The sequence below is a fragment of the Nocardioides cynanchi genome (genome assembly GCF_008761635.1).
GTDB classification, from domain to species: Bacteria; Actinomycetota; Actinomycetes; order Propionibacteriales; family Nocardioidaceae; genus Nocardioides; species Nocardioides cynanchi.
In genome coordinates this window covers 3,956,587-3,969,740 of the sequence record NZ_CP044344.1, presented here as the reverse complement: position 1 = coordinate 3,969,740, position 13,154 = coordinate 3,956,587, and the positions used below count along the sequence as shown (strand labels likewise).

The window sequence follows — 13,154 nt, the reverse complement described above, 5'->3', positions numbered from 1 at the left end:
CCGCCGCCCCGTAGGCTCCGGTCGTGGCCCTGGTCGGTGTGTGCGAGGACGAGCCTGCCCTGCGCTCGGTGCTCACCCGCGCGCTGCGGGCCATGGGGCACGAGCCGCTCGTGGTGGCGACGGCCGCCGAGGCGCTGCGGGCCTTCGTCCGCCGCCGGCCCGACGTGATGATGCTCGACATCGGCCTGCCCGACGCCGACGGGCGGGACCTCTGCCTGGCACTGCGCGCGGCGAGCGTGGACTCGCCGGTGCTGTTCCTGACCGCGCGCGACGGGCTGCACGACAAGATCGCCGGCTTCGAGGCCGGCGGCGACGACTACCTGACCAAGCCGTTCCAGCTCGACGAGGTGCGGGTCCGCCTCGACGCCCTGCTGCGTCGTACCCCGCCGCACGCCGTCGACGCGGCCGCCGAGCGGCCGGTGCTCGACCCGGGCCGGCACGCGCTGGTGCACGGCGACGCCGAGGTGGCGCTGACCCCCACCGAGTTCCGGCTGCTGGGCCGGCTGATGGCCGAGCCGTCCACCGTCGTACGACGCCACGCGCTGGTGGCGGCCGCGTGGCCGATGGGCGCGATGGTCAGCGACAACACCCTCGACTCCTACGTACGACGGCTGCGGACCAAGCTCGGGCCGCTGGACCTGGCCCTGATCACGACGGTCCGTGGAGTCGGCTACCGATGGCAGTGAAGCCGCCGTCACTTCGGGCCCGGATGGCCGCGACGGCGCTGCTGGTCTCCACCCTCACCGCCGCGGTGCTCGTGATCGGCGTCCAGGTGCTCCTGGCCCGCAGCAACGACGCGACCGTGCACTCCCGTCTCACGAGCCGCGCCCAGGCCGCGGCGGCGACGGTGTTCCTGGACCGGAGCGGGCTGCTGCGGATCCTCGACCAGCGCTCGTCGGTGCTCGACCAGAACGTCTGGATCTTCGACGCGAACGGTGCGCTGCGGGACGGCAGCCTGTCGCAGCGCGCGCTCGAGGTGCCGGTCCGCAACCTGGCCGCCGTACCCGAGCCCCGGCAGACCTCCGACGGCGAGGTCACGTTCTACGCGCTGCCCGTCGACCGTGGGGGCCGGCGGGTCGCCACGGTGGTGGCGGCCGAGTACCTCGAGCCCTACGAGCTCGCGGAGCGGCACTCCCTGTGGCTCTCGCTGCTGCTCGGCGTCGGCACCGTCGTGGTCGCGACCGCCGCGGCCTGGGTGGCGGCCACGGGGTCCCTGCGCCAGGTCCGGGCGATGTCCGAGCTCGCCGACGACTGGCGCGAGCACGACCTGAGCGCCCGCTTCGCGCCCGGACCGGGCGGCGACGAGATCGCCCATCTCGGCCGGACCCTGGACCTGATGCTGGACCGGATCGTCGACGCGCTGGCCGCCGAGCGGCGGCTCACCGACGAGATCGCCCATGAGCTGCGCACCCCGCTCTCGGTGATCCTGGCCGAGGCCGACCTGGCCCGGACGTCGGCGACACCGGGCGAGCGCGAGGGCCTCGACGGCATCCACCAGGCAGCGCTGCGGATGCGCGACTCCATCGACACCATGCTGGCCGTCGCGCGCGCCCACGCCGGTGCCGACGACCGGACCACGGTCGGGGCGCTCCTCGAGTCCCTCGGCCTGCCCCCCTCGTCGTACGACGCCGTCGTGCTCGCGGCTCCCGCGTCACCGCTGGCCGCCGCCGTCCGACCGCTGCTCGACAACGCCGAGCGGCACGGGACCGGGACCCCGCGCGTCGAGGTCAGCCGGGACGGCGGCACCGTGGTGATCGCGGTCCTCGACGACGGGCCCGGGGTCGGAGCCGCGGATGTCGAGTCGGTCTTCGAGCCGGGCCACACGACCAGCTCCGAGGGAGCCGGGCTCGGGCTCCCGCTCGCTCGCCGGATGGCCAGGGCGGTCGGTGCGGACCTGGTCGCCCGGCCCGGTCCCGGAGGCCGGTTCGAGGTCCGCGCACCGGCTCGCTGAGACCGCGCCCGTTCAGGTAGGTGGCAGGCGCTCTGCCGCACGCTGGGTGGCATGACCACCGATCCGACGGCCGCGCGCGGGCGCGCGTACGTCGACCGGTATGCGCACCTGATGAACAAGGTGCCCGAGATCACCGTCTACTTCTGGCTGATCAAGGTCCTGTGCACGACCGTCGGCCAGACCTTCGCCGACTACCTCGACCGGACCCTGGGTCTCGGTCTGACCCTCACCACGATCGTGATCGGGGCGGCGTTCCTCGTCGCGCTCACGCTCCAGCTCCGCGCCCGCCACTACGTGCCGTGGATCTACTGGCTGACTGTGGCGCTGGTCAGCGTCTTCGGCACCCTGATCACCGACAACCTCACCGCCGGGTACGGCGTACCCACGAGCGTGACCACGCCCGTCTTCGCGGTGCTCCTGGCGATCACCTTCGCGGCCTGGTGGAAGGCGGAGCGGACCCTGTCCATCCACACCATCCGCACCCCTCGTCGCGAGGCGTTCTACTGGGTGGGGGTCCTGTTCACGTTCGCCCTCGGCACCGCCGGCGGCGACCTGCTCTCGGAGCAGATGGGCCTGGGTCACCTCGCGACGGTCACGGTCTTCGCCGCCGCGATCGCGGTCGTGGCCGTCGCCCACTACGGGCTCCGGCTCGGTGCGGTCGTCAGCTTCTGGCTCGCCTACGTCCTGACCCGGCCACTGGGCGCGTCGATCGGCGACTACGTGTCGCAGGCCCGCCACGCCGGCGGCCTGGGCCTGGGCACCGCGACCAGCGTGATCTTCCTCGGGACGATCCTCTCCCTGGTGGTCTTCCTGACCGTCACCCGCAGCGACGTCACCGCCGACGACGAGTACGACACCGAGTCGTTTCTCGCCGAGGCCGAAGCGGAGGCCCATACCTGCCACCACTGATCGGTCCCGACCCACAGATCGACGACGCCCGCCCGCTTTCCCGAGGATTCGCGAGCGTCGTCATCCGGGGCGGCCGCCTCACGCTCATCACGTTGCGCGGCCGATCCGATCCCCCGGAGCCGACCGGCCCGCCGCCCTCCCTGTGGGTGCGGGCCGGTCGGTGCGTCCGGACGTCAGTTGGCGAGCAGCCCGCGTACGACGCGCAGACCCACCGACATCCGCGCCAGGTCGGCGGCGTCGTCGCGGCAGATCTCCTCCAGCGTGGTGGCGGCCCGTGAGACCACGACCGAGTCGCCGTCCTCCCACTGCTGGATCCGGGCCGGCACGCTCTCGTCGGGCGAGGTGTCGCGCAGGACCTGCGCGGTCAGCTGCGCGTGTACGGCGTACACGTCGTCGCGCAGCGCGGCCCGGGCCATCGTCTGCCAGCGGTCGTCGCGGGGCAGGTCGAGGATCCGGGTGACCAGGTCGGGGAGCCCGAGCCGCTCGCCGAGCGCGAAGTGGAGGCGGGCGACCTGCGCCGGGTCGAGCGACATCCGGTCCGCGATCTCGACGACGCCGAGCAGCATGTAGGCCGGATGGAGCACCGCCACCCGGGTCGCCAGCTCCTCGGGGACGCCCTGGTCGGTCAGCGACTTCCGGCGCGACTGGAAGGCGCGGAGCTCACGCCCGGTCAGCAGCGACGGCAGCTCGCTCATCAGCTCCTGGACCGGCGCGCTGAAGTAGTCGACCGTGCCCTGGCTGTCGAGCGGCGGCCGGCGGTTGTTGACCAGCCAGCGCGACGCGCGCTCCACGAGCGTGCGCATCTCGACCCGCATCCGGGTCTGGCACGACGCGGCGAGGACGTTGTCGAACGTCTTGATCTCGTCACGCAGCGGCAGCGAGCCGAAGATCTCGCGGGCCACGAAGTTGGCCCGGGTCAGCTCGGCCGGCGTGGCGCCGGTCTCGCCGGCCAGCCGCGGCCAGAAGGTCATCCCGGCACCGTTGACCAGGTCGTTGACCACCTGGGTCACGATGATCTCCCGGCGCAGCGGGTGCTCGGCGATCGCGGCCTCGAAACCGTCGCGCAGCTGCGTGGGGAAGTAGGCCATCAGGTCGACGTGGCAGTACGGGTCGTCGGGCAGGTCGTCGTCGATCAGCTTGTCGGCCAGCAGGATCTTGGTCCAGGCCAGCAGCACCGAGAGCTCCGGCACCGTGAGGCCCTCGCCGCGGTCGATCCGGCGTCGTACGACGCGCGAGCTGGGCAGGCCCTCGAGCTCGCGGTTGAGCACGCCCTCGCGCTCGAGGGTGCGCATCCAGTCCTCGTGCACGTGCAGGAGCGACGGGGCGTTGGCGGCGGCGTTGGCCAGGGCGAGGTTCTGCTCGTAGTTGTCGCGCAGGACCAGGCTCGCCACCTCGTCGGTCATCTCGGCCAGCAGGCGGTTGCGCTGCTTCTCGGTCAGGTCACCGGCCGCCACCACCCGGTCGAGCAGGATCTTGATGTTGACCTCGTGGTCGGAGGTGTCGACACCGGCGGAGTTGTCGATGAAGTCGGTGTTGAGGGCGCCGCCCTTGCCCTCGGCGCCGCGCAGGGCGTACTCGATCCGGCCGCCCTGGGTGAGCCCGAGGTTGCCGCCCTCCCCCACGCACTTCGCCCGCACCTGGTCGCCGTCGACCCGGATCGCGTCGTTGGCCTTGTCGCCGGCGTCGGCGTGCGTCTCGTCCCCGGCCTTGACGTAGGTGCCGATGCCGCCGTTCCACAGCAGGTCGACCGGCGCCTGGAGGATCGCCTTCATCAGCTCGGCCGGCGTCATCGCCGTCGCGTCGTCGGCCAGGCCGAGCGCCGCCCGCACCTGCGGGCTGATCGGCACCGACTTGAGGGCACGTGAGTAGACGCCTCCCCCCTCGGAGATCAGCGAGGCGTCGTAGTCCTGCCAGCTCGACCGGGGCAGCCCGAACATCCGCTTCCGCTCGGCGAACGAGGCGGCCGGGTCGGGGTGCGGGTCGAGGAAGATGTCGCGGTGGTCGAAGGCCGCCAGCAGCAGGGTGTGCTCGGAGCAGAGCAATCCGTTGCCGAAGACGTCGCCCGACATGTCCCCGATGCCGACGCAGGTGAAGTCCTCGGCCTGGCAGTCGATGCCCCGCTCGCGGAAGTGACGCTGGACCGACACCCAGGCGCCCCGGGCGGTGATCCCCATCGCCTTGTGGTCGTAGCCGACCGAGCCACCGCTGGCGAACGCGTCGCCCAGCCAGAAGCCGTACTCCTTGGCCACGCCGTTGGCGATGTCGGAGAACGTCGCGGTGCCCTTGTCGGCGGCGACGACGAGGTAGGAGTCGTCCCCGTCGTGGCGGACGACGTCACGCGGCGGCACGTTCGCGCCGTCCACGAGGTTGTCGGTGATGTCGAGCAGCCCGCAGATGAACGTCTTGTAGCAGGCGATGCCCTCCGCCAGCCAGGCCTCGCGGTCAGACGGGTCGGGCAGCTGCTTGCAGAAGAACCCGCCCTTGGCGCCGACCGGCACGATCACGGTGTTCTTCACCATCTGCGCCTTGACCAGTCCGAGCACCTCGGTCCGGAAGTCGTCGCGCCGGTCCGACCAGCGCAGGCCGCCGCGAGCGACCGCGCCGAACCGGAGGTGCACGCCCTCGACCCGCGGCGAGTAGACGAAGATCTCGAAGCGCGGCCGCGGCCGCGGCAGGTCGGGGATCGCCGACGGGTCGAGCTTGAACGACATGTAGGGGTGCGGTGCGCCGCTCGGGTCGTTCTGGAAGTAGTTGGTGCGCAGCGTGGAGGTGATGTGGGTCAGATAGGACCGCAGGATCCGGTCGTGGTCGAGGCTGGCCACGTCGTCGAGCGCCCGCTGGATCCGGCCCCTGATCTCGTCGACCCGCGCCGTACGTGCCTCGGCGTCGGCAGCCAGGCCGCTGCGGCCCGGGTCGAAGCGGGCCTCGAAGAGCTGCACCAGCAGGCGGGTGATGTCGGTGTTGCCGCGCAGCGCCTCCTCGATGTAGTCCACGGCGAAGGGGCTGGCGCCCTGGCGCATGTACTTGGCATAGGCGCGCAGCACCGTGGCCTGGCGCCAGGTGATGCCGGCGCCGAGGACGAGGGCGTTGAACCCGTCGATCTCGTTGAAGCCGTCCCAGACCGCCCGGATCGTGTCCTGGAAGGGCTCGCGCATGGTGTCCGGCATGCCCGGGGCGTAGCGCAGGCCGAACTCGTAGATGTACGACGGGACGTCGACGTGGTCGAGCCGGTAGGGGCGCTCGTCGACGACCTCGACCCCCATCGAGGACAGCGCCGGCAGGACCTGCGAGAGGGAGATGGCGGCGCCGCGGCGGAACACCTTGAGCCGTGCCTCGCCGCGCGCGGCGTCCAGGGGTGAGAACAGCGACAGGTCGGTGCCGCCCTCGCCGAGCGCCTCGAGCCGGCCGAGGTCGAGGGCGCCGGTGGCCGCGGAGAAGTCCTCCTTGTAGGCCTCGGGGAACGAGCCCTCGAAGGTGCGGGCCAGGGTCGAGCCGACGTCCTCGCCGAACTCGGCGATGGTCGCCGCCGTGAAGTCGTCGCGCCAGGAACGGGAGGCGTCGGTGAGCCGGCGCTCCAGCTCGGAGACGTCGACGTCGGGGATGCGTCGGCCCTTGGGCGGGTGCACCACGAAGTGCACGCGCGCGGTCGTGGACTCGCTCATCCGCACCGTGAACTCCACCGATTCGCCATCGAAGGTGTCCTTGAGGATCTCGGAGAAGCGCTCGCGGACCGTGGTGTTGTAGCGGTCGCGGGGCAGGAAGACCAGCACGCTGACGTAGCGGTCGTAGGTGTCGCGACGTACGAAGGTGCGCAGCTGCCGGCGGCCGCGGGTCTCACTGACCCGCGACGACATCGTCGCGAGCTCCTCGATCGGGGTGTGGAACAGCTCGTCGCGCGGGTAGGTCTCGAGCGTGTCGATCAGGGCCTTGCCGGCATGGCTGTGCGGGTCGAGGCCGACCAGGTGCAGGACGCCCTTGGCCTTCTCGCGCAGCAGCGGGATCCGCCAGACCGACTCGGTGTACGCGGCGCTGGAGAACAACCCGAGGAAGCGACGCTCGCCGGAGACCTCACCGGCGCTGTCGAACGTCTTCACCCCGACGTAGTCGAGGTACGCCGGGCGGTGGACCGTCGAGCGGGAGTTGGCCTTGGCCAGCACCAGGAGGGTCTTCTCGCGCGCGGTCGCGGCGGCCTTGTCGGGCAGCCTGCCGAAGGTCGCCGAGGACATGTCGGGGTCGTTGCGCAGGATGCCCGCACCGGTGCCGGGAACACCGCGGAGGTACTCGCCGTCGTCGTGCTTCTCGAGGTGGTACTCGCGATAGCCGAGCAGGGTGAAGTGGTCGTCGGCCAGCCACTTCAGGAAGGCGACGGAGCGGTCCACCTCCTGGCGGTCGACCGACGGGGGCGGCGTCGCGGTCAGCTCCTCGACGATCTCGCCGATCTGCTGGCGCATCCGGCCCCAGTCCTCGACCGACTCCCGGACGTCGCGGAGCACGTGCTCCACCTCGGCGGCGATCGCCTCCGGGTCCTCGTCGTGACCGATCCTGCTGATCTCGACGTGCATCCACGACTCGCGGGCGGCGCCGTCGGGTGGCGGCGCGGACTCGTTGTCGGGGCAGGCGACGTGCTCGAGGTTGCCGGTGAGGTCGCGGACGACGTCGAACTGCGGGTGCACGACCAGGTGCACGTCACGCTGCTGCCGGGTCAGCTCCATCACCACGGAGTCCACCAGGAACGGCATGTCGTCGGTCACCACCTCGACCACCGAGTGACCGCCGGCCGACCAGCCGTGCTCGCCGAGCGCGGGGGTGAAGACGTGCACGCGGGCGGTGCCCTGCGGACGCACCTCGGCGGTGCGGTAGTGCGAGACCAGCGCGCCGTACAGCTCCTCGGCCGAGCGGTCGACCAGGTCGTCGACGGCGACGTGACGGTAGTAGGCGGTCAACAGCCGGGCGGCCTCGTCCTTGGGTGGCCCGCCGCTCCCGGAGCTGCGCTCCGCGAGGGCGATCGCCTGGGTCAGGAGGTGGGACTTCGCAGGGTCGGTCGACAGGCCGGTCGTCATTGACACAACCCGACAGTAGGACCCCCGGCACGCGCGTACCAACCCGCCGTGCGGGGACGTCGTACGGCGTCGTGAGGTCGTGGTCGCGATCCGGCCGGTCGGGCATGATGCGCAGGTGCGCGGGACACAGATCGGTGCGGCTGTCGTCGTACTCTCGCTGACCCTGGCCGGCTGTGCCGAGGGTGGCCCGACCGCGGCCGAGCGGTCCCGGGCGACGTCGCTGCCCACACCCACCGCGTCCGGACCGTCGCCGCAGCGGCTCCTGAGCGGACTGGTCCGGGCCGTGGCGACCTCGCCGTCGGTCGCCGTCGACGAGGACTACGTGGTCGATGGCCGCCAGACCGAGGTGCGGCTCGCCTGGCGGGCAGCCGGCTCGGTCGTGGACGCGTCGGTGCTGCCGATCGGGCGCAGCGGGCCGGGGACGGAGGTGTTCCGGAGCCCGGGCGCCTTCCTGTCCCGCCCGACCGGGGCCGGCGCCGCGTGCTGGTCGCGGGCCGGATCGTCGGCGGCGCGCTTCGCCGGGCCCCGCACCCCCGAGCTGGGCGCGCTGCTCTCGTCGCGGGCTGTCCGGGCCGACGGCTCACTCATCTCCGGGTCGATGTCGGCCAGGTCGGTGCTGGAGATCGTCGGGACCGATGCCGAGCTGAGCCGGCGGTCCCTGCTGCCGCCGGCCGGCGTGCGGGTGGCGGCGACCTTCGCGCCCAGCCGGGGTGGGTTGCAGGTCACCATCGCGTGGTCAGCCCTCGTCGCGGCCGCGGGCAACTCGTCGCGGCACACCCGGCAGGGGACCTGGACGCTGTGGTTCCGGCCGGGGTCGACGGGGACCCCGGCGCCGCCACCGACCGCCGAGGTGGTCAGCCTGCCGCCGACGGACCCCGCGTTCGCCGCCGCGCTCCGGGACTGCAACTCCCGTTTGCAGTGACGCGGCCGCCCGGCATGATGAGGGCATGAAGCGCGTGAGCCACACCCTGACCTATCCCGGTGCCTCGGTGCACGACGTGTTCGCGATGTTCGGGGACCCGGCGTACCGCCGGGCCGTCTCGGAGTACCAGCGCGTCGTCGACTTCGACTGCCGGATCTCCATGAACGGCGAGGGAATGGACGTGCAGCTCGAGCAGGCGCACGGCACCGACCGGATCCCGGGCTTCGCCCAGCGGCTGGTCGGGCACGAGATCCGCTTCCTGCAGACCGAGGCGTGGGCCTCGCCCGAGGCGGCCGACATCCACGTGACCATCCCCGGCAAGCCCGGCGAGATGAGCGGCACCGAGACCCTCACGCAGTCCGGTGACGACGTCGTCCAGCAGATCGAGCTCGCGGTCAAGGTCAACATGCCGATCGTCGGGGGCAAGGTCGAGGACCTCATCGGCGGGTTCATCGGCAAGGCCTTCGACGCCGAGAACAAGGTCGGCGTGAAGTGGCTCGCCGGCGAGTGGCGCGCCTGAAGCCGAGTCGGCGCGAACAGACACGCCAATGCCGCTGAGTCGGCGCAAACAGGCACGCCAATGCCGCTGAGTCGGCGCAAACAGACACCGCAAGGCCGCCGAGTCGGCGCAAACAGACACCGCAAGACCGCCGAGTCGGCGCAAACAGACACCAAGATCGCCCAGTCGGCGTCTTGCACGTGCACCTTTGCGCCGACTCAGCGCCTTACACGTGCACCTTTGCGCCGAGTCAGCGTCTTACACGTGCACCTTTGCGCCGAGTCAGCGCATGTGGGGGTAGCGGTAGTCGGTCGGGGGGACGAGGGTCTCCTTGATCGACCGGGGGCTGGTCCAGCGCATCAGGTTGGCAGCGGACCCGGCCTTGTCGTTGGTGCCCGACGCCCGGGCGCCACCGAAGGGCTGCTGCCCCACGACCGCACCGGTGGGCTTGTCGTTGATGTAGAAGTTGCCGGCCGCGAAGCGCAACAGCTCCTGGGCCTCGACGATGGCACGTCGGTCCTGGGCGATGATCGACCCGGTCAGGGCGTACGGCGCGAACGACTCCATCTGCTGGAGCACCCGGTCGTAGCGGCTGTCGTCGTACACGTGCACGGCGAGGATCGGGCCGAAGTACTCGGTGGAGAACATCTGGTCCTTGGGGTCGGTCGAGGCCACGACCGTCGGTCGCACGAAGTAGCCGACCGAGTCGTCGACCTGGCCACCGGCCAGGATCGACAGGTGGCTGTTGCGCTTGGCGCGGGTGATCGCGCTCTTGTGCTTGGCGAACGCGCGGTCGTCGATCACCGCGCCCATGAAGTTCGATAGGTCGGTGACGTCGCCCATGGTCAGGCCCTCGACCTCGGCCACGAACTGGTCACGCATCCGGGCCCACACGGACTTCGCGACGTACGCACGCGAGGCTGCGCTGCACTTCTGGCCCTGGTACTCGAACGCGCCCCGGATCAGCGCGGTGCGCAGCACGTCGGGGTCGGCGCTGGGGTGCGCGACCACGAAGTCCTTGCCGCCGGTCTCGCCGACGATCCGCGGGTAGGAGCGGTACGACGCGATGTTCGCGCCGACGGTCTGCCACAGGTGGTGGAAGACGCCGGTCGAGCCGGTGAAGTGGATGCCGGCCAGGTCGGGATGGGCGAGCGCCACCTCGGAGACGTCGTGGCCGTGCCCGGGGAGCATGTTGATGACTCCCGGCGGCATCCCCGCCTCCTCGAGCAGCTCCATGGTCAGGTTGGCGGCGAGCTGCTGGGTGACTGCCGGCTTCCAGATCACGGTGTTGCCCATCAGGGCCGGGGCCGTCGGCAGGTTGCCCGCGATCGCGGAGAAGTTGAAGGGCGTGATCGCGTAGACGAAGCCCTCGAGCGGGCGGTAGTCGGTGCGGTTCCAGATGCCGGGGCTGTTGGCGATCGGCTGCTCGGCCAGGATCTGCCGGGCGAAGTGGACGTTGAAGCGCCAGAAGTCGATCAGCTCGCAGGCGGCGTCGATCTCGGCCTGGAACGCCGTCTTCGACTGGCCCAGCATGGTGGCGGCGTTCAGCCGCTGCCGCCACGGGCCGGCCAGCAGGTCGGCGGCCTTGAGGATGATCGCGGCACGGTCGTCGAACGACATCGCCCGCCAGCCGGGGGCCGCGTCCGCAGCGGCCTTGATCGCGGCCTCGGTGTCCTTGTGGGTTGCAGCCTTGAGGGTGCCCAGCACGTGCTGGTGGTCGTGCGGCTGGACGACGTTGATCTCCACGCCGCCGCCGTTGCGGCGGCGTCCGCCGATGTGAGCTCGCAGCGTCACCTGCCGGCGCTCCTGCCGCACCAGCTCCGCGGCCAGCGCCTCGCGCTCGGCGCTGCCGGGCGCGTACGTCAGGTTGGGCTCGTTGACCGGGAGGGGCGGGTGCGTGACGGCGTCCATGTCGGCGATGCTGTCAGACAAGCAGCAGCCGCTCAATTCCCCCGATCAGCCGCCCGCGAGCAGGTCGGCGATCTCCTGGGTGGCGTACCACCCGAGGTCGTCGTCGGGATCGGCCCCACCGGGCCCCAGGTCCACCGGGTCGGCGTGCACCGCGACCACGTCCCGGATGCCGATCGTCTGCGGCTCATCGTCGACCTCGGCCACGACGACGACCCGACGCCGCAGGCCGCCGCCCAGTCCGGCGACGAGTGCCGCCGACGCCTCTGCGGCCGCCACCAGGGCGTCGTACTCCGCCTCCTCGGACTCGTCGGCGGCCACGAACGCCTCGGCGCTGTCGAGCATGGACCCGGCGTCGAGCTCGGCCAGGGAGACCAGCGTCGCCGGCACGTAGAGCCGGGTCATGCGGGGTCGACCGGCTTCCGCGTCCTGCGACGGCGCCCGCGCGGCACCCGGGGCCGGGCGTCCCCCGCGGTGTCGAGCAGCTCGTCGAGCGCCTCGGAGAGACAGACGGCGAACATGTCCGCGTCGGGGACCAGGTCGCGGTCGGCGGTCACGCCGTAGAAGACGCTGCCGTCGTACGACGTGACGCCGATCGCCAGGGCGTGTCCCGGCAGCAGCGGCGGCACCGGGTAGGTCTGCTCCATCACTGCGCCCGCGGCGTAGAGCGGGGACTGCGGGCCGGGCACGTTGGTGACGGTCAGCTGGAACCCGCGACGCACCTGCTCGGCTGCCACCCGCGAGCCGATCGCGTGGAAGGTGGACGGGGCGAAGCCGGCGATGCCGGCGATCCGGTTGGCGGCGACGGCACGACCGGTGTCCTTGTGCGCCTTGAACGAGTAGGACACCTGGTGCAGCCGCACGACCGGGCTCGGCTCACCCACCGGGAGGTCCACGAAGTGGGCCGCGATCTGGGTGCCGAGGGAGGTGGCCTCGAGGTCGTGGTCGAGCACCGACACGGGGACCACGGCCCGCACCTGGCGCAGCCCACCCAACGACTCCGCCCGGGTCATCAGCCAGGCGCGCAGGCCGCCGGTGACGGTCGCCAGGATCACGTCGTTGACCGTGCCGCCGTGCGCGTCGCGGACCAGTCGGTGGTCGGCGAGCGAACGCTGGACGGTGACGAACCTGCGCTGCTGCGACAGGGTGCCGCTGATCGGCGTGTCGAGCTCGGAGCGTCGGTTGGCCAGGGCGTTGAGCACCGAGCCCACGCGCCGGGTGGCGGCGTCGGCACCCCGCAGCACCGAGTCGGCGGTGCCGCGCACCGTGTCGAGCGCCGTCAGAGGTGCGGCGACGCTGTCGCGGACCGCTTCGAGGACCAGGCCTGTCGAGGAGAGCGGCCGCTCGGGTCGCCACTCGTCGGCGCCGAGGTCGCGCCGGCCCGGCTCCCGGTCGAGCAGCACCTGGGCCAGGTCGACGATCTGGGCCCCGTCGACCAGCGCCTGGTGCGCCTTGGACAGGACGGCGACCCGGCCGTCGGCCAGGCCCTCCACGAAGTAGACCTCCCACAACGGCCGCTGCCGGTCCAGCGGCCGCGACACGATCCGGGCCACCAGCTCACGGAGCTGCTCGAGCGACCCCGGCCGCGGCAGGGCCGACCGTCGTACGTGGTAGCCGAGGTCGAACTGCGGGTCGTCCACCCACACCGGGTTGGCGAGGTGGCCGGGAACCTCGCGGACCCGCTGCCGGTAGCGCGGGACGAAGGCGATCCGCTCACCGATCAGGGACACCAGCGCGGTGTAGTCGAAGCCCGAGGTGCCCGGGTCGAACACCTCCACCGTCGCGTTGTGCATCGGCGTCGACGGGGTCTCCGCGGTCAGGAAGGCCAGGTCGCGCGCGCGCAGCCGATCGCCCACCTGTTCGCCCCTGTGCTCGGAGAGTTGTCCGTCGTGGGATTCTGTCAGA

At 71.8% G+C, this 13,154-nt stretch carries 9 protein-coding genes; 5 read left to right on the top strand and 4 right to left on the bottom strand.

Going from position 1 to position 13,154, the window contains the following annotated elements; translation table 11 throughout:
• Positions 1–23 precede the first annotated feature (23 nt).
• From E3N83_RS19210 to E3N83_RS19200, 3 genes are read left to right on the top strand one after another with little or no spacing between them, the layout of a single operon-like run.
• Entirely contained in the window at positions 24–686 is a 663-nt protein-coding gene (locus E3N83_RS19210; RefSeq protein WP_151084713.1) for a response regulator transcription factor, read from the top strand.
• Positions 677–1,951, top strand: a complete 1,275-nt coding sequence (locus E3N83_RS19205; RefSeq protein WP_151084712.1) for a sensor histidine kinase — start codon at positions 677–679, stop codon at positions 1,949–1,951. Before E3N83_RS19210 ends, E3N83_RS19205 begins: the two co-directional genes overlap by 10 nt.
• Before the next feature lie 51 nt (positions 1,952–2,002).
• The gene (locus E3N83_RS19200; RefSeq protein WP_151084711.1) at positions 2,003–2,860 is read left to right on the top strand and encodes a COG4705 family protein; all 858 of its coding nucleotides are present in this window, start codon (positions 2,003–2,005) and stop codon (positions 2,858–2,860) included.
• Positions 2,861–3,033: 173 nt separating this feature from the next.
• Here the strand turns inward: E3N83_RS19200 and E3N83_RS19195 are convergent, their stop codons facing one another.
• Positions 3,034–7,920, bottom strand: a complete 4,887-nt coding sequence (locus tag E3N83_RS19195) for an NAD-glutamate dehydrogenase (protein ID WP_151085503.1) — start codon at positions 7,918–7,920, stop codon at positions 3,034–3,036.
• Positions 7,921–8,035: 115 nt separating this feature from the next.
• Between E3N83_RS19195 and E3N83_RS19190 the strand changes: the two genes are divergently transcribed.
• Both E3N83_RS19190 and E3N83_RS19185 read left to right on the top strand, forming a co-directional pair.
• Positions 8,036–8,842, top strand: a complete 807-nt coding sequence (locus E3N83_RS19190) for a hypothetical protein (RefSeq protein WP_151084710.1) — start codon at positions 8,036–8,038, stop codon at positions 8,840–8,842.
• A gap of 25 nt (positions 8,843–8,867) precedes the next feature.
• Positions 8,868–9,362: a DUF2505 domain-containing protein gene (locus E3N83_RS19185; RefSeq protein ID WP_151084709.1), complete on the top strand. Its 495-nt coding sequence runs from the start codon at positions 8,868–8,870 to the stop codon at positions 9,360–9,362.
• A gap of 261 nt (positions 9,363–9,623) precedes the next feature.
• Here E3N83_RS19185 and pruA read toward each other — a convergent pair whose 3' ends face one another.
• Genes pruA through E3N83_RS19170 form a run of 3 tightly spaced genes read right to left on the bottom strand, consistent with a single transcriptional unit; the run spans position 9,624 to position 13,105 of the window.
• Positions 9,624–11,252, bottom strand: a complete 1,629-nt coding sequence (gene pruA, locus E3N83_RS19180) for an L-glutamate gamma-semialdehyde dehydrogenase (RefSeq protein ID WP_151084708.1) — start codon at positions 11,250–11,252, stop codon at positions 9,624–9,626.
• 45 nt (positions 11,253–11,297) lie between these two features.
• A complete protein-coding gene (locus E3N83_RS19175; RefSeq protein ID WP_151084707.1) occupies positions 11,298–11,654 on the bottom strand; it encodes a DUF6912 family protein in 357 nt (118 codons plus the stop codon).
• Positions 11,651–13,105 carry a WS/DGAT/MGAT family O-acyltransferase gene (locus E3N83_RS19170; RefSeq protein WP_151084706.1) on the bottom strand — a complete coding sequence of 485 codons (1,455 nt, stop codon included), beginning with the start codon at positions 13,103–13,105 and terminating at the stop codon, positions 11,651–11,653. The genes E3N83_RS19175 and E3N83_RS19170 overlap by 4 nt, the downstream gene beginning before the upstream one ends.
• Between the last annotated feature and the right edge of the window lie 49 nt (positions 13,106–13,154).

Excerpts from the sequence above, each read along its gene's own strand:
- E3N83_RS19205 (WP_151084712.1), top strand. The coding sequence starts at position 677 with ATGGCAGTGAAGCCGCCGTCACTTCGGGCCCGGATGGCCGCGACGGCG.
- E3N83_RS19200 (WP_151084711.1), top strand. The coding sequence starts at position 2,003 with ATGACCACCGATCCGACGGCCGCGCGCGGGCGCGCGTACGTCGACCGG.
- E3N83_RS19195 (WP_151085503.1), bottom strand. The coding sequence starts at position 7,920 with ATGACGACCGGCCTGTCGACCGACCCTGCGAAGTCCCACCTCCTGACC.
- E3N83_RS19185 (WP_151084709.1), top strand. The coding sequence starts at position 8,868 with ATGAAGCGCGTGAGCCACACCCTGACCTATCCCGGTGCCTCGGTGCAC.
- pruA (WP_151084708.1), bottom strand. The coding sequence starts at position 11,252 with ATGGACGCCGTCACGCACCCGCCCCTCCCGGTCAACGAGCCCAACCTG.
- E3N83_RS19175 (WP_151084707.1), bottom strand. The coding sequence starts at position 11,654 with ATGACCCGGCTCTACGTGCCGGCGACGCTGGTCTCCCTGGCCGAGCTC.